General features: G+C 68.1%; 18 protein-coding genes. 11 read left to right on the top strand and 7 right to left on the bottom strand.

The genetic code is table 11. The features are described from left to right. Positions 1-10: 10 nt before the first annotated feature. Positions 11-595 carry a hypothetical protein gene (locus D7Y15_RS10990; protein WP_121752522.1) on the top strand — a complete coding sequence of 195 codons (585 nt, stop codon included), beginning with the start codon at positions 11-13 and terminating at the stop codon, positions 593-595. Positions 596-688: 93 nt separating this feature from the next. Next, entirely contained in the window at positions 689-1192 is a 504-nt protein-coding gene (locus tag D7Y15_RS10995) for a nuclear transport factor 2 family protein (protein ID WP_121752523.1), read from the top strand. Positions 1193-1219: 27 nt separating this feature from the next. On the opposite strand, the gene D7Y15_RS11000 is transcribed toward D7Y15_RS10995, so the two are convergent. Continuing rightward, positions 1220-2143: a LysR family transcriptional regulator gene (locus D7Y15_RS11000; RefSeq protein ID WP_121752524.1), complete on the bottom strand. Its 924-nt coding sequence runs from the start codon at positions 2141-2143 to the stop codon at positions 1220-1222. A gap of 102 nt (positions 2144-2245) precedes the next feature. Between D7Y15_RS11000 and D7Y15_RS11005 the strand changes: the two genes are divergently transcribed. Continuing rightward, positions 2246-2689 (top strand): DUF4437 domain-containing protein, encoded by a 444-nt coding sequence (locus D7Y15_RS11005; RefSeq protein ID WP_120579859.1) that lies wholly within the window; start codon positions 2246-2248, stop codon positions 2687-2689. Between the two features lie 24 nt (positions 2690-2713). Here the strand turns inward: D7Y15_RS11005 and D7Y15_RS11010 are convergent, their stop codons facing one another. Beyond that, a complete protein-coding gene (locus D7Y15_RS11010) occupies positions 2714-3511 on the bottom strand; it encodes an intradiol ring-cleavage dioxygenase (RefSeq protein ID WP_121752525.1) in 798 nt (265 codons plus the stop codon). A gap of 144 nt (positions 3512-3655) precedes the next feature. Between D7Y15_RS11010 and D7Y15_RS11015 the strand changes: the two genes are divergently transcribed. Next, the gene (locus D7Y15_RS11015; protein ID WP_121752526.1) at positions 3656-4063 is read left to right on the top strand and encodes a DUF3224 domain-containing protein; all 408 of its coding nucleotides are present in this window, start codon (positions 3656-3658) and stop codon (positions 4061-4063) included. A 1-nt stretch (position 4064) separates the two neighbouring features. On the opposite strand, the gene D7Y15_RS11020 is transcribed toward D7Y15_RS11015, so the two are convergent. Continuing rightward, positions 4065-4556: a DUF1772 domain-containing protein gene (locus tag D7Y15_RS11020; RefSeq protein WP_121752527.1), complete on the bottom strand. Its 492-nt coding sequence runs from the start codon at positions 4554-4556 to the stop codon at positions 4065-4067. A 77-nt stretch (positions 4557-4633) separates the two neighbouring features. Here D7Y15_RS11020 and D7Y15_RS11025 point away from each other — a divergent pair, with 77 nt between their 5' ends. Next, positions 4634-5422 (top strand): AraC family transcriptional regulator, encoded by a 789-nt coding sequence (locus D7Y15_RS11025; RefSeq protein ID WP_121752543.1) that lies wholly within the window; start codon positions 4634-4636, stop codon positions 5420-5422. 3 nt (positions 5423-5425) lie between these two features. Here D7Y15_RS11025 and D7Y15_RS11030 read toward each other — a convergent pair whose 3' ends face one another. After that, complete coding sequence (locus D7Y15_RS11030) at positions 5426-5791, bottom strand: hypothetical protein (protein ID WP_121752528.1); 366 nt, start codon at positions 5789-5791, stop codon at positions 5426-5428. Positions 5792-5967: 176 nt separating this feature from the next. Here D7Y15_RS11030 and D7Y15_RS11035 point away from each other — a divergent pair, with 176 nt between their 5' ends. The 5 genes from D7Y15_RS11035 (at position 5968) to D7Y15_RS11055 (ending at position 11078) form a co-directional block, all read left to right on the top strand. After that, entirely contained in the window at positions 5968-7023 is a 1056-nt protein-coding gene (locus D7Y15_RS11035) for a lipocalin family protein (protein ID WP_121752529.1), read from the top strand. Positions 7024-7117: 94 nt separating this feature from the next. Then, positions 7118-8350: a serine hydrolase gene (locus D7Y15_RS11040; protein WP_121752530.1), complete on the top strand. Its 1233-nt coding sequence runs from the start codon at positions 7118-7120 to the stop codon at positions 8348-8350. Positions 8351-8514: 164 nt separating this feature from the next. Continuing rightward, a complete protein-coding gene (locus D7Y15_RS11045; RefSeq protein WP_304988679.1) occupies positions 8515-9042 on the top strand; it encodes a glutathione S-transferase domain-containing protein in 528 nt (175 codons plus the stop codon). A 72-nt stretch (positions 9043-9114) separates the two neighbouring features. After that, positions 9115-10761 (top strand): SH3 domain-containing protein, encoded by a 1647-nt coding sequence (locus tag D7Y15_RS11050; protein WP_121752532.1) that lies wholly within the window; start codon positions 9115-9117, stop codon positions 10759-10761. After that, complete coding sequence (locus tag D7Y15_RS11055) at positions 10761-11078, top strand: hypothetical protein (RefSeq protein ID WP_120574979.1); 318 nt, start codon at positions 10761-10763, stop codon at positions 11076-11078. The genes D7Y15_RS11050 and D7Y15_RS11055 overlap by 1 nt, the downstream gene beginning before the upstream one ends. 20 nt (positions 11079-11098) lie before the next feature. Here the strand turns inward: D7Y15_RS11055 and D7Y15_RS11060 are convergent, their stop codons facing one another. Next, on the bottom strand, positions 11099-11530 hold the full coding sequence (locus tag D7Y15_RS11060; RefSeq protein WP_121752533.1) for a helix-turn-helix domain-containing protein: 432 nt from the start codon (positions 11528-11530) through the stop codon (positions 11099-11101). Positions 11531-11605: 75 nt separating this feature from the next. Between D7Y15_RS11060 and D7Y15_RS11065 the strand changes: the two genes are divergently transcribed. Continuing rightward, entirely contained in the window at positions 11606-12460 is an 855-nt protein-coding gene (locus D7Y15_RS11065; protein WP_120574981.1) for a class I SAM-dependent methyltransferase, read from the top strand. Here D7Y15_RS11065 and D7Y15_RS11070 read toward each other — a convergent pair whose 3' ends face one another. Together D7Y15_RS11070 and D7Y15_RS11075 are read right to left on the bottom strand one after the other, a co-directional pair. Next, positions 12461-14146, bottom strand: coding sequence for a hypothetical protein (locus D7Y15_RS11070; protein ID WP_121752534.1), 1686 nt, complete (start codon positions 14144-14146; stop codon positions 12461-12463). An 80-nt stretch (positions 14147-14226) separates the two neighbouring features. Continuing rightward, positions 14227-15735: an aldehyde dehydrogenase family protein gene (locus tag D7Y15_RS11075; protein ID WP_121752535.1), complete on the bottom strand. Its 1509-nt coding sequence runs from the start codon at positions 15733-15735 to the stop codon at positions 14227-14229. Positions 15736-15954: the final 219 nt, after the last annotated feature.

Genomic DNA, 15954 nt, shown 5'->3' on the forward strand with positions numbered 1-15954 from the left:
CCCCAGGCCCATGTTCTCCACCCGTGAAGCCCCCCAGTCCCCCCGCCTGCGCCACTGGGCCTCGCGGCTGCTCCTGCTGTTCGCATGCGCCAGCGTCGTGGCCACGTCCAGGAACAGCTTCGAGGACATCGTCTCCGAGCCCCACACGAGCGCGCCCCTGACCCTCACGACCGAGGCGCCCAATCTCACGCGCTCCATCACCGTGAAGGTCACGGCGTCGGAGCCACCATCGAAGAAGGCCCAGGTGGAGCTGACGGTGCAGGTGAAGGCGCGGTGGACGCCAGCGGACCCCTCGCGGACAGCGCTGCCGTGGATGCGCGTCTCGCTGTCCAAGGCCAGCCCCGACCCGGCCGTGCCCACGCAGCCCGTCGTGCTGAAGACGGGGGAGGACGTGGTGGCGCGGACCGTCGTGATCCTGGATGAGACCTGCGAGATGGGAGCATCGTGTAAGTGGGCCACGAACCTGACCGTCCAGGTGCAGCCGGACGCCACCCCCGGCACGGTCGAACTGGAGTGGAAAGCGAGCGCCCGGGCGAAAGTGATCGGACTGTCCGACACGCCCAGGGGCATGGGCATCACCGTTTCGGAGCCGTGACGCCCTCCCCTCTGAGCGGCGCATCCTCGGCTTGCTCCGACTCCACGGAGGGTGAAAGCCTGTGCATCCCCTCTTCCAGAAAGGCAGACGGAGATGCGCGAGAAGAACCTGGAGTACACGCTGGATTGGATTGCCGTGCAGGAGCTGGTGGCCGAGTACGGGCAGGCCATCGACCATGGCAAGGACACAGGCGACTGGACCCGGTGGGAGCGTGTCTTCGCCCCGGAGGTGACGTCGGACTACTCCCGCTTCATGGGAGTGCCGCCCTCCACCGCGCCGCGCGCCGTGCTGGCGCAGTTCGGCAACAAGGCGCTGGAGTGCTTCACCCGCGTGCAGCACGCCACGGCCAACACGGTGCGCACGGAGTTCACCAGCCCCACGCGCGGCACGGTGCACGCCTACGCGGAGGTGTCCCACTTCTTCACCATGGATGGTTTTCCCCAGGAGTGGACCCTGGTGGGACGCTATACGCATGAAGTGGTGAAGACGGCCGCGGAGGGCTGGCGCATCCAGAAGGTCACGCTGGATCCCATCCACCACCGCGGCAACCTGCTGGGCCTGGAGTTCGCCCGGGGCAAGCGGCTCGGCACGCCGTGACTCCGGGCGTGCGGTGACGCGGCCCCGTCACCGGGCGCGCTTCTTCTGGGACCTGGCCGGAGGCTTCGCGAGCGCCTCCGCCTGCTTCCCGATGGTCTCCGCCAGGAAGTCCACTACCGCGCGCACCCGGACGTTGTGGGCCAGGTCCTCGTGGAACACCAGCCACACCGTCCGCTCCAACTCCGGCAGGGCGTCACGCAGAGGCACCAACTCCGGATGCAGGTGGCCGAAGAACGCCGGCAGCAGCGCCACGCCCAGGCCCTCGCGCGCGGCCTGGAGCAGCCCCAGGATGGACGTCAGCCGCAGCGCCACCGTGGCCTTCGCCGCGTGCACGTCCAGCCACTTCGACTCCGGCCAGCGCCGCGAGTCCTGCGCGTACCCCACCACCGAGTGCCCCTGGAGCCCCGTGTCGAAACGCACCGGCCCCCGGCGGGAGAGATAGGCCTTCGACGCGAACGGCACGACACCAATGGCAGCCACCTTCCGGGCCCGCAGCGACGCCTCTTGCGGCCGGACCAGCCTGATGGCCACGTCCGCCTCGCGCCGCACCAGCGACAGGGCTTCGTAACCGGAGAGCAGCTGCAACTCGATCTCCGGATGGCGCTCCTGGAACGCGGCCAGCCACGGCATCACGTTGTGGACCAGGAAGGAGTCCGTCGCGGTGACGGTCACCGGTCCGGAGGGACGCAGGTCCTCGCCGCTGGCGAGCCGCTCCACCCGCAGCGCCTCCGCCTCCACCGCCTCCGCGGCCGGACGGATGCGCAGCGCTACCGCCGTGGGACGCAGACCCGTGGGAGTCCGGTCGAAGAGCCGTGCCCCCAGCTCCTTCTCCAGCACGGCCAGGCGCCGGCCCACCGTGGTCTGGTCCACCTTCAATCGCCGCGCCGCCGCGGAGAGGTTCCCCTCCCTCGCGATGGCCAGGAAGTGCCGCAGGTCGCTCCATTCGGGCATGGCCTGCACTTTCGCAGAGGTGCCCTGCGGAATCGGGCATTTTCGCAGGGATGCCCAGAAGCCATCCTCCCCGGCGTTTCCTTCCACCGAGGAGTGCCTCCCGTGAAGACCCTGCCCAAGCTCGTCGCCGCCGTCGCCGTCGTCTCCGCGTTCACCTTCGCCGCCGCCAAGGGCAAGGAGTCCGCCGCGTTCCAGCAGACCGCCTATGACAAGCTCACCTGGACGGAGATGATGCCGGGCGGCCCGTCCGTGCACGTGCTCTGGGGCGACATGAAGAAGGGCCCGTATGCCCTGCTGATGAAGTTCCCCGCCGGGTTCGACTCCGGGCCGCACACCCACTCCGCCGACTACCACGGCGTGCTGGTGAAGGGCCGCATGACGAACACCAGCGAGGGCGCCGCCGAAGCGGGCGCCGTGGAGGCCGGCAGCACCTGGGACCAGCCCGGCAAGGTGGTGCACCGCAACCAGTGCGCGCCGGACGCCGAGTGCGTGATGCTCATCGCCCAGGACAAGCCCTTCGACTTCGCGCCCGCCAAGGCGAAGTAGCCGCCCCGCGGGCCCGGAAACGCGTCAAACCTTGATGCCCACCACCAGGGACGCGGCATAGCCATCCGAGGTGTTGCCCGTCACGGTCGCCAGCTGCGTGGACGCGCCGTCGCTGAACACGTTGTCGCTGGAGAGCGAAATCTGGCTGAGGTTGCGGACGCTCTGCGAATAGCCAGACGTCGCGTAGACGGTGTCACAGACGTCCTCCGGCAGGGCCAGCTGGGACGTGGCCACCTTGTTGCGCGAGGAGGAGGTGGCCTCCACCGAGGGGTAGATTTCGAAGTGGATGTGCGGCCAGCGACCGCTGTAGCAGGCGGGGAAGATGCTGGTGAAGGTCACCTTGCCCTCCTCGTCCGTCACCTGCACCCCGCGCAGGTAGTTCTCGTGGGTGACGCCCGACGAGTACAGGGAGTACCGCCCCGCCTGGTCGCAGTGCCACAGGTAGATGGCATAACCCCGGAGCGGCGTGCAGCTGTCGTCGCTGCCGACCAGCGTGAGGGTGATGGTGAGCGGGATGCCCGCCGCGACGCCGCTCGCGTTCGCGATGCTGGAGCGGATGTCGCTCCGGACGATGCCCGACAGCACCAGGGCGTTGGCTCCGTTGGAGCCGTCACCGGGATAGGGACCGGCCGTCTCCTCCGGAATCCTCGCGCAACCCGACGTGTCCCCGCTGCCGCTGGAGTCCGGCCCTCCGCAGCCGATGACGGGGATGAGGCTGGTGAAGGCCATCCAGCGCAGCAGCTCCCGCCGGTCCGTGCGCTTCGCCAGGACCCGCAGGTCCTGCTGGAGTCCGTGGTGGTGATTCCGCTCATCGTCACTCATGCGCCCTGCCCCCTTGGAGTGACCGTGACAGTAGGCCCAAGGTCTTAAGCGAGTCCTAAGACGCCGGGGGTGACGCGTTTTTGCAATCCAGGCGCGGGGCTCCTGGCGTATCTGTCCGGCCACCAGACAAGGGAGCAGACACCCATGACGAAGCGCGCGAGTGGTCCTTTCGACGTCAAGCTCACCCCCATGGCGCCGGAAGCAGGCGCGGTGGAGGCGGCCCCGTGCCGGATGACGCTCGACAAGCGCTTTCACGGTGCGCTGGAGGCCACGAGCCAGGGACAGATGATCGCGGTGCGGACGCCGGTGGAGGGGTCCGCGGGGTACGTGGCCATGGAGCGCGTCAACGGGACGCTGGACGGCCGCGCCGGCACCTTCGCGCTCCAGCACTTCGGGGTGATGACGCGCGGTGCGCCCGACCTCGTCATCTCCGTGGTACCGGACTCCGGAACCGGCGAGCTCACGGGGCTCGCCGGCTCGATGACCATCGACATCGCGCCGGGCGGGAAGCACTCCTACGACTTCCAGTACACCCTGCCGGACGCGCCGTGACTCACGCGCCTCTCGTCACCCGGAGCCATGACAGGGCTTGAAGGGCGGCGAACCACGCGCCTCCCGCGAGGACATGCCGGAGCTGGTTCATCCGGGCCCACCGCATGGCGGTCTCCACGGCCGCCGGAGCGTCTGGCGATTGCATCAGCCGGACCATCGTGGGGATGAAGTACGAGAAGGTCAGCACCCGGTCCACGAGCACCACCAGCGCGGCCGCGAGCCACCAGGAGCGCAGCGGCCCCGTGGCCCGCGTGGCGAAATAGAGACTGGCCAGCGTGAGCAGCGTCAGCGGACCCGTGGTGACGACGCCCCAGAAGCGCCGGCCCACGTCATCCTGCCGCGCCGCCTCCGAGGACCAATGCCCGCCCGTGACGTCGAGCCACCGGGGGAGCGAGATGCGGTGCTCATAGAGCCCCGCGCCGAACGCGACGCCCAGGTTGAGCACGAAGAGCCACAACAGGATTTCCGCCGCGGAGGGCTTCAGGTTCATCATGGGGACAGCTTGCGTCCCGTGTCCGCGAACGTCTTTCGCGCCCTTGTGCTGTTTTTCTCAATCCTGCGGTGTTCTCCATGAGCCCCCGGCACTCGCTGCTCGCCCAGATTGGCGCCGACATCGTCCGCTTCCAGGAAGCCTCCGCGGAGTTCGACTCCGCCGTGGGAGAGGTGCTCGCGCTCGGCCGCGCGGAGCTGAACTGTCTGGCGCAGCTGCACTTCGGAGGCCCCGCGCCCCTGAGCGCGGTCGCACGCGGCGCCGACGTGGCGCGCTTGGAGCTCGCCGGCTACGTCCAGCGGGAGGGCTCGGGAAGCAACAGGAAGCTCGCGCTCACCGGGCATGCGCGCGAATGGATTGAAACCCTCTGGGGCCCCGTCCAGGCGGATGGCTTGCAGTTGATGGCGCCCATGCCGGAGGCGGAACTGAAGGTCATCGCCCGGTTCCTGGGCGAGGCGAGGAAGTCGCAGGACCGTCATTCCGCCCGCGTCGCGAAGCTGCTCCAGGAGCCCGGAGGGACGCGAGTGGCGCGGCGGCGCGGTGGCCTCTCCGCGGCAGCGCTCCACCGCGTGCGGCTCTTCATCGAAGCGCACCTCGCGCGGAGGATCCAGGTGGGCGAGCTGGCCCGGCGCGCGGGGCTGAGCGTCTTCTACTTCACCCGCGCCTTCCGGCAGTCCATGGGCATGACGCCGCACGCCTACGTGCAGCAGCGGAGGGTGGAGCGGGCACGCGGCCAGTTGAGCCACACGACCCGCTCCCTCGGAGACATCGCGCTCGCGGTCGGCTTCAGCTCACAGAGTCACTTCACCACGGTGTTCCGCCGGGTGACGGGGCTCACGCCCGCCGTCCTGCGGCGCGCGGGACGCTGACGCCTACGAGCAGGTCTTCAGGCACCGCGGCGGGTTCGTGTTCGGCGGCGTCGTGTAGGTCCCTCCGCAGATGTAGTACTGCGTCGAGCCGCAGTTGGCGCGGTACCACTGGACGCTGCTCCCGGAGCCCGCCTTGTACTGCGTGCAGTCCCAGTAGCTCCACTTGATGCCCCCGGGACAACTCGCGTCGGAGAAGCCGCCCGAACCGAAGTCCAGGCACCCGGCGACCGCCGTTCCCTGAGGACAGACGGCCTGCTCAGCAGACCCGAGCGCCTCCTCCGGCCCGGACTCGTCCATCGCCCCGCCACAGGCGGAAGCAAACGCCATCACGGCACCCAGGCACAGCGAACGCACGACGTGGTTCAACATGGATTGCCCCCTCACGAAGGCCTGCCATCGCGGCAGGTGGCGGACACCCTACGCACCCCGCGGAACGGCTGGGATTAAACGCGGTTAAATCCACTCCATGGGGGGTGTGGGAAGATTGGGCCCGAAGCGCGTAGAAGAGGCTGAACGGCGCATCTCCCCATCCCAGGCACCCCACCATGGCCCGTCCCAAGAGTCCCCTCGTCTGGATCCTCCTCATGGTCGGAGGCGCCTGCGCCTTCTGCTGCACCGGCACCCTGGGGCTCATGGCCCTGGGGCTCTTCGCCGGAGACAGCGACACGCCCGGAACTCCAGGCGCGGTGAGCCGGGCGCGCGGCGGCGGCAGCCCGGGCGAGCCCGGCGGCTTCGCGTTCGACGCGCCCCAGGGGTGGAAGACCCAGGAGGACGGACGCTTCATCCTCGAGTGGGACGACCGGGGCAACACCCTGGGGGTGGAAGCACTCCGGCTGCCGGCCATGCCCGGGCTCGATGACGCCGAGGGCCGGCTCGCGAAGGTGTGGCAGGAGCGCATTGGCGCGGACTGGAACGGCGTACAGCCAAACCCACTGGTGATGCGGCGCTTCATGTCCAATGGGGCCCGCGCCTTCTTCACCGCGGCGGTGGTGCGCGCGAAGAACAACGACCGGTCCTTCCGGGTGAGCCTCTACCTGGTGGAGGCAGGAGACCGCCTGGAGCCGCTGGTGTTCATCCAGAGCTTCATGACGCCCGGAGGCCTGGGCGAAGCCATGTCGGCCTCGTTCTCCTGGAACACGTCCTACGCCCGGGTGGAGGAAGCGCTGAAGGGTGTGCGCGGGAGCCCCGTGGGCCTGCCGCTGGTGGACGACACGGAGGTGGTGGGCCACTTCATCTACGGCACCAGCAGCGGAGCCCAGTGGGTCAACGCCTATACCGGCGGCACCACCATGACGGCGGTCTCCTACAGCATCGACTACACCTTCGGCGCCAATCACGCGTTCCAATACAAGTACGGGGGCGCGTCCGGACAGGTGGGCGCGATGAAGTTCGGCTCCGACGACGACCAGGGCACCTGGAGCGTGAAGCACGACGTGCTGACGCTCACCGGAGGGAAACGGACACGCCGGTACCTGCTCATCGGGGCCGCGCGCTCGCCGGAGGGAAAGCGCACGCTCTACCTCATGCAGGAGGGCCAGGGATGGTCGCTTTCCCCCGGCGCCATCGGCCAGGACGGCCAGCTGTACGTGGCGGTGGATTGAAGTTCCGCCCTGCCCGGTGACACCGCCAGGGGTCACCGGTGTTCCATCCGCCGGCCGGAAAAAGCGCCGGCCCTTCCCTCACAGGAGATGGAACATGGCTGTCCTGCACCGCGGACTGCGGCTGGGTATGGCATTGCTCGCGAGCTTCACGGCCCCCGCCTGCGGACCGGAGGCACCGGCCGGTGCCGCGCTGGAAGTGGGCGAACAGGAGCTGGAGGCGGCGAGGTCGCCCCTGCCGCCCCTGAACCGCGAGGCGCTGCGACAGGCCATCTCGGGCCTGCCGAACGCGGAAGTGACCGGCGCGCTGGTCCGGGTGAGCGGCGCGGACGGGCGCTGGCTGGGCACGTCCGGCGTGGCCGACATCCGCACCGGCGCCCCGGTGCCCGCGGACGCGCACTTCCGCATTGGCAGCATGACGAAGACGTTCACGGCCATCGTCGTGCTGCAGCTCGCAGCCGAGGGGCGCGTGGACCTGGACCGGCCCGTCCAGGACTACCTGCCGCGCCTGCTGCCCGCGGGCGTCTACGCGCCCATCACCGTGCGCCAGCTGCTCAACTTCACCCACGGACTGCCCGGCGTGCCGGTGCCGCAGAAGGACCCTGACTGGTTCTTCGAGAACCGCTTCCGGCGCTTCAGCCCCCGGGAGCTCCTCTCCCTGACGCTCCCCCAGGGCCCCCGCTTCGCCCCGGGCACGCAGCAGGAGTACGGCAACATCGGCTACCTCGTGGCGGGGCTGCTCATCGAACAGGTGACGGGCCGGCCCTATGGGGACGCGGTGCGCGAGCGCATCCTGCGGCCGCTGCACCTGCGGGACACCTTCGTGCCCGGCAACGACGTGACCCTTCCCGGGCGCCACACGCGTGGCTACGAGGAGGTCGCGCCAGATGAGACAGGCTGTCCGGCGGGAGCCATCGCCTACGGCGAGCGCTGCCTGGTGGACGTCACCGAAGCCAGCCAATCCGTGCCCTGGGCCGCCGGAGAGATGATCTCCACCGCCGAGGACCTGGACCGCTTCCTCGTCGCGCTCTTCCAGGGCAGGCTGCTGCCACGCAAGCAGCAGGAGGAGCTGTTCACCGTCCCGGACCTGCCCGCCGCGGGAGGCGGCCGCGCCAGCTACAGCGCGGGCCTCAGGCGCCACGACATCGACGGCGTCATCTTCTGGGGCAAGACGGGCGACCGGCACGGCTACAACAACGGGATGGGCGCCACGCGGGATTTGCGCCGGCGCCTCATCTATTCGGTCAACACGCTCCACATGGGAGGGGACCAGCCGGACATCGCCGTGCGGATCATCATGGCGGCCCTGGAGGGGCCCTCCCGACCATAGGGAGTGGAGTTGGGGCGAGATGGGGTTAGCCTGCCACGTCACATTGACTGGAGGCTCCCCTGCCAACGCTCGACAAGCCTGTCCTCATCGGCCGTTCAAGCTCGCATTTCACGCGCATTGCCCGGCTCTTCGCGGCGGAGCTGGGCGTCGACCATTCCTTCCAGGTGGTGCGGGACCTCCTGTCCACGAACCCGGAGGACTATGGCGGCAACCCCGCCCTCCGGATCCCCGTCCTGAAGACAGCTCAAGGTGTCTGGTTCGGAGCGCTCAATACCTCTCGTGAGCTGTGGCGACAGTCGAATCCCAGGCTCCGGGTGGTGTGGCCGGAGGACCTGGACGTGCCCCTGCTGGCGAACATGCAGGAACTCACCCTTCAGGCCATGGCGACAGAGGTCACGCTGGTCATGGAGAAGATGGCTGGCGCCGGAGAGGGCACGACCCACGCACGCAAGCTCCGTGAGTCCTTGCTCAACATGATGGCGTGGTTGGAGGAGAACGCGAGCGCCGCGCTGGCCGCCCTCCCGCCCGAGCGGGACCTGAGCTACCTGGAGGTCACGCTCTTCTGCCTCGTGACCCATCTGGAGTTCCGGGACGTCCTACCCACGGCCTCCTACGAAACGCTGAACCGCTTCTGTCAGCAGTTCGCACAGCGCCCATCCGCCAGTGCCACCCCATTCCGCTTTGATGTCTGAACTCACCCGGGCTTCGCTGCGAGGGCGAGTCTCGTATATCATTGAGGAGGTCCCTGGACAGGAGACATCACCATGGGGGATGTACGCGACGACGGCGAAGCCGTAGGCCGTGTGGGAATCATCCAGTGGGACGGGGCGTCCGAGGTACGACTTCGCGCGACACGGAGCACCACCGAGTCGAACATCATCCAGACCCTGCCCTTCAACACGACCGTCCAGGTCATCCGCCGATGGAAGGATGGCTGGGCTGAGATCTCCACCCGTCATGGGCAAACGGGCTTCGCTGCCTCCGAGTACATCTGGACCCATTTGCCCGAGCCCAGCGCGCGACTGCATCGGGTTGAAGCAGGCGTGCCCGGAACCGCCATTGCCATCGCGGAAGCCTATTACGGCGATCTGGCCTCCCAGTGGGGTCAGGACCTGCGCTTCTTCGTCAATGTCCTCGCACACACGAACCGCCTGGCGGTGCCGTCGGGAACCACGGGCTGGCGTGAAGTGCACTTTCGCAGCGACACCTTGATCTGGATTCCGGGTCGTCACTTCGCCCAATCCCTATCGGACGTCGTCAATTCCGGCTCCCGATCCTTCAATCTCGCCACGACGTTGGAATCCACCGTCGCGCGCGTCACCCAACTCTGGGATGACTTCCATCGCGCGGTCGCCCTCTCCACGCGGTATCTCAGCGAGTCCGTCACGCGGCACACGGAGAAGGTCCTTCAAGACATCGTCATGGCGTTGGCCGAGATGGTGCTGGGCGGGATCGCGGTGCTCGCGGTTTCAACCGCGATCGGAGCGGGAATCGGAGCGCTGGCAGGCGGAGTCGGCGCCGCACCAGGAGCAGCCGCCGGATTCGAGATCGGCCTCATCGTCCTGGAGTGGCTGGGACTGGCCATGTTGCTGAACTGGCTGGTGGAGTCCCTCTGGAAGGTCGCCAAGGCATTCCACAAGTTCATCGGCACGGTGTGGGAGGCGCGGGGGAGCGCGGCCGCCATTGATCGCGCCGCGCGCGAATTCGCAGAGGCCGTCGCGACCCTGGTCGGCGCCATCATGGAAGGCGTGATCATGCTGGCGATGTCTCGCGGGGTGTCCTGGATGGTACGCGCGCTGCGCGGGACAGCCCTCGCGCGCAAGCTGGGAGAAGCCCAATTAGCGAAGTGGCTTCACAAGCGCCTCGATCTCTTTCGAGAGAAACATGGAGTGCGCCCACGGGAAGCCCTGGGGCTATTGGCTCAAAAGATAATGGAAGCCCGCTTCTTTCGGGGAGTGGAGCTCGTCCAACGAACGCCCAAGGGGAATCACCAGTCCCTGGGAGAGTTCGATGGGATCGACATGCACCAGCGGCTCCTTATCGAATACAAGACGGCGCGGGAGCTTCATCTGTCAAACCCACCAAAAAACCCAGTGGAATGGGCCGGAAGGCATATCTTCAAGAGCACTGTCGCCCGCATCAAGGCGCTCACAGGTACCGCGACTGGAACACGGCCAACTCTGGAGGGCTCGGCTGAGGTCCCCACTCTCGCGGAGATCCAAGGCTTCCGTCGCTTGCAATTCCGCATCGACGCGGACACTCCGGGACTGCGTGCAGGAGTGGAGGCTGCGCTGCAGATGCTCCGCTCAGCTCATCCAGGCTGGACGTTCGAAGTCCGCTGGGGCATTGACCTCCGGTTGCCGCCCCTCCCGGACTGGGCCACCATGGGCCACCATCAAGAGAGCCGCTGATGTCCGTCGCATTTCTCATCACATTCAAAGCGAAAGACAGGGACTCACTCTACATTCCGGTTGCCACCCAAGGGGCGTACCACGCCTTGTGGCTCCCTACGGCCGAGAAGCTTGGACTCAAGTGGGTTCCCCTGTTCGAGAATGGCCCCACTGTCGACGTGGGAGACCTGCCGGCGGTGATGGATGAACTCCGGAAGCTGCGGGACGCACTGGCAGGCAACCCGAAGAATGAGTCGCTTCTCGAACGCATCGATTGGATTCTGGAGGGGCTCAGCGGCTTGGATCCCAACGAAGTCTCCGAGATCGCCATTGGTTGATGACTGAGTTCGTCCTGGCTCTACGGCCGCCGCGGTGTCCTCCTCCTTCGCGCGCCCATCGCGCCTGACGCTGCGCCTCGCAGGAGGCGGCGGAAGGTGGGGCACTCCATGTGGTTCGGCGCGGGGCAGGCCGCTGCGTGTCGCAGGCCGTCGCGCATCGCGCTCAGTTCGCGAATCGTCTTGTCCAGCTTCTCCGCCTGGGTCGCGAGCATCTTCCGGTCGATTCGCGGCCGCCCGTCCGGCGCGAACATCCGTGCGATCTCATCGAGCGTGAAGCCTGCGGCGCGCCCCATCGCTATCAGCGCCAGCCGCTCCAGCACCTCGGGCCCGAACAGACGGCGCAGCCCCCGCCTGCCGATGGAGGCGATCAGCCCCCGCTCCTCGTAGAAGCGCAGTGTCGAGGCGGGAACGCCGGAGCGCTTCGCCACCTCCGTGATGTCCAATTCAGTCATCCTCTTGACCTCAAGTCGACTTGAAGTGGCACCCTGCGGCTTCTGGTTCTTGAAGGCAAGCAGGAGGAGATCCCCATGGATGACACGCGCCAGCTTGAGGACGAGCAGACGAAGCTATGGAACGGCACCGCCGGACACGCCTGGGTCGAAGCGCAGGCGGTACTCGATGGAATGTTCAAGCCGATTGAAGACCTGCTCGCCGAAGCAGTCGTCACAAGCTCCGCGCGCCAGGTACTCGACGTCGGTTGTGGTACGGGCAGCACGACGCTCGCGGTCGCGCGGCGGCTGGGCACGAAGGGCCACTGCACCGGCATCGACATCTCGGAGCCGATGCTCGCCGCCGCCCGGGCCCGGGCTGAACAGGAAGGCACTCCGGCCCGCTTCATCCGAGCCAACGCGCAGCTGCACGCCTTCGAGCCCGCCAGCTTCGACATGATCATCTCGCGCTTCGGCGTCATGTTCTTCGAGGACCCCGTCCGGGCCTTCGCGAACCTGCGACATGCCGCAACGAATAACGCCGAGTTCCTGGCCATCGCGTGGCGGAGTCCTTCGGAGAATCCGTTCATGACGACAGCCGAGCGCGCCGCGGCGCCGCTCGTGTCGAACATCCCCGCACGCCGGCCGGACGCGCCAGGGCAGTTCGCCTTCGCGGATTCGAACCGTGTCCACCGCATCCTTGAGGAGAGCGGCTGGGCCGGAATCGACATCCAGCCCATCGATGTCACCTGCACCCTGCCCGAGAAGGAGCTGGTCAATTACCTGACCCGGTTCGGTCTCCTCAGCAGGGTCCTCCAGGACGCGGACGACCGGACTCGCACCCACGTCATCGAAACGGTCCGCGCCGCGTTCGAGCCGTTCGTGCACGGAGCGGAAGTCCGCTACACCGCTGCCTGCTGGAAGGTGGAGGCCAGGGCGTCAGCGAGCCCCTGATCACGGACGGCGGCGGAGGCCCATCGGCGCTTCCTTCGTCTCCTTGCAGGTGGCCCCCTGGGCCTGGGCCCTGCGGACCCGCGCATCGCAGTGCTGCCACGCCCCCGCGGGTGTGGCCATGCTCCCGCCGAGGTGGACCCCGCACGAGGGGGTGTGTCCCCAGATGTCGCCACTCGTCCAGTAGAGGAACGTCTCCGTCATCTCTCCCGGCCGGGCGCACTCGACGTAGTGAGTCTTGCCGTCCGCCTGGAAGAACGCGCTCGTCGTCGCGTTGGGGACCTCCTTCTTCGGCGGAAGGACCGTTTCGAATCGCGCCTGGAAGCCCGCCACCCGGGTGCCATCGGCCGCGAGCCGGATGGGCGGTGTCACCGGCTGGCCCGCGAACTCGTCGAAGAGCCCATCCACCACCACCGACCCGTCCGGCATCGCCGCCACCATCCGGAGGAAACCCGCGGCATCGGGACTCCGCTTCACTTCCGCCGCCGCCTTCCGGTAGCGCAGTCCCGCGCCGAGTCCCTTCTGGAACCGCGCATCCACCGAGCCGTCCGCCTTCAAGCGCACCAGGCCCGGAGCACGCCAGGGGCCCTCCGGCGGATCCACGGCGGGGATGTTGTTCTGGGCCAGCACGAGGCTCCCGCCCGGTCCAAGCCCCATCTGCGGCACGCGCATGAAGCGGCCCTGGGGATATGCCCCCTCCTGCCGGAAGGTCTTGTAGGTGGGGTCGAGCCGCCCGTCGGACGTCAGGCGCATGACGTCCGCGCGCGTCTCTCCCTGGACAACGTCTCCCACCCCGACGACCGAGCCGTCCGCACGGGGGGCGATGAGGCTCAACTCGATGCCGCCCTCCCCCTTCATCGCCCAGGAGATGAGAGGCGTGTTGAAGCGCGGTTCAGGCTTCCACTGCGCGTTGAGGGCGAGCACGGGAACCTCGGACCGGATCCCCTCGGGTTGGAACCGGCCGCTCAGGAAGAGGCCTCCGTCGGCCCGGGCACGGACCTGCTTCAACACATACCAGCCCAGCTTGAGCTCCTTCAGGACCGAGTCGAAGCGCTCGGCGCGTTCGAGGGTGCCCTCGGGGGTGAAGCGCAGCAGCCACAGCGGCACCTGCTTCAGGTAGGTCTCGTCTGGCGTTGACGCCGCGACGATGAGCCGCGACTTCGCATCCACCTCCGCGGTGATGATGAACGACGAGGCGCCCACCTTGTCGAGCAGCGCCTCGCGCACCTTGCTGTTGAAGGCGTCGGCCCTCGCCCCCGCCGCCGTGTGGCGGACAAGCTCATGGGCCACGGGCGCGGGCCCACTCTCGCCTCTGGGAGCCTTCTCGTCGCGGGAGCGATACGTCGCGATGTAGCCCCCGGAAGGCACGGCGAGCAGTTGCACCAGCTCCTTCATGCGGTCCCGGTCGGACGCGGCTTCGAGCGCCACGGAAGCCGGCGACGTGGCGCGCTTGCCCTGGGCGTCGATGACCACGACGCTGCCCACGGGCTCGCCGTTCAATCGATTGCAGGTGTGCCCCACCACGCCCCAGGCGCCCTTGGGCGAGGGGAGGACGGCCACGAGCTCGCAATCCCCATTCGGCTCGTGGAACTGGTCATTGGGCGACCAGATTCCGTCCTCCTCCGCGAAAGCCCCACCGCCCAGTGCGAGCACAAGCAACACCGTGCCCGCGTTCCTCAATGCCTGCATCGTGCGCTCCCGTTTGACTCAAGGTCGCACCATGCTGCCACGCCGCGTGTCCCCCTGGAACTGACGCGCGGGTGAACGCTTCAATCGGGCCAGTTGCCTTCCATGGGATGCGGGCCGTCCGTGAAGGCGCGCACCAGGTGGGTGCCACCAACGAAGGCGCCTGCCCATGAGCCGCCCCTGCCTCCGAAGGACTCCTCACGGTCGCCACGCGAACGCAGCGCGTTGATGCCCACCTTGAAGGCATGGAGCCGCTTGGCGATGCGCCGGGCGAGCTCCGGGTCGTCCGTCGCCACCGAGGCCACGAGCGCGCCGTTGGAGACGTTGGCCTCCCGCAGCAGCTCCTCTTCGGAGTCCACCGACACCAGGATGTCGACGGGGCCGAAGGGTTCGCGCAGGTAGAGCTCACTGTCACGCGGGATGCCGAACAGCAGCACGGGCGGCAGGTATGCACCGCGCTCCTGCCGAGCGGTGAAGGCGTCCTCCGCTAGCATCCCCTGATGCAGCACCTGAGTGCCCTGCTTCACCGCCTCGGCGATGAGGGCGCGGAGCTCCTTGGCCTTGCTGGGGGAGATGAGCGGCCCGAAGTCCACGTGCGCCCCCAGGACCGGATTGCCGACACGCAACGCGGAGACGGTATCGACATACGTCCGGACGAACTTCGGTACGAGTGACTTCTCGACGACCCAGCGGGTGTAGGCGGTGCAGCGTTGCTTGCCGAAGTCGAAGCCCGCGCGAATCTGTTCGCCGAGCCCGTCCCAATCCGTGAAGTGCGTGATGGCGTAGGCGTTCACGCCCTCCATCTCCAACGCGTAGCGCTTGTCCGTTTCACGCAGGCGGCGGTGGACCTCGCCACCGTTGGCGCGGCCGCCAATGAAGGCGACGCCCGCGATGTGGGGATGGCCGACGAGCGCCTCGGAGAGGTCCCTTCCGCGTCCACCGACGAGCGAGACGGGAAGGCCCGCGCGGCGCAGCAACGCGAAGGCGAGCGTGAGTGAGACGCCGCCGCCCTGGGTCGGAATCTTCGCGATGACCGAGTTGCCCGCGAGCGACTGCACGAGCACGTTGAGCAGCAGGACGGAGAAGGGATAGTTCCAGGAGGCGATGTTCGAGACCAGGCCGAGCGGCTTGCGGCCATCGATCATCCGGTCCATCTGCTCCAGGTACCACGCGATGCCCGCGAGACACCGGTCCACGTCGTTGGAGGCCGTGGGCAACGTCTTGCCGATGTCCCACGCGAGAATCCGGACGAGCAGATCCCGGTGCGCATGCAGCAACACCACCGCCTCCGCGACGACACGGGCGCGGTCATTGAGCCGACGGGCCGCCCAGGGCGCGAACTCCGCCGCTGCCTGCTCGACCCCCGTGGCGACCTGGGCGGCGCCAAGCAGCGGCAGCTCCGCGAGGACGCTGCCGTCAATGGGCGAGATGGCATTGAACCAGGCAGGCGGCTGGACCCACTTCCCAGCGACGGGAGAGAGCAGCCGGCCCTGAGAGTCGAAGGCTTCCGGCACGGCCCTCCGGGCCTCGGCCAGCAGGATGCGACTTTCAAGACGACGAAGGGGCTCGCCAACACGTTCGGTATCCAGCATGGGTGCTCCTCCTCGCGCGTTGACGCGCGCTGAATCCATTGAAGCGCCGGCACATGACAAGCTGCGGCATGAGCGCAATATCGTCATGCACGCCCCGTCTGTCTGGGGAGGCAGGCAAGGGCCCGTCGGACGGGATGTGCGCGCCCTGAAGGCGAGCAGCACGGGCGCTTTGTGAATCCGTGACGCCGCTGAAGGCTCGGCGCGTCACGCATGCGTCCT

It is taken from the genome of Corallococcus sp. AB030 (assembly GCF_003668965.1).
GTDB lineage: Bacteria > Myxococcota > Myxococcia > Myxococcales > Myxococcaceae > Corallococcus > Corallococcus exiguus.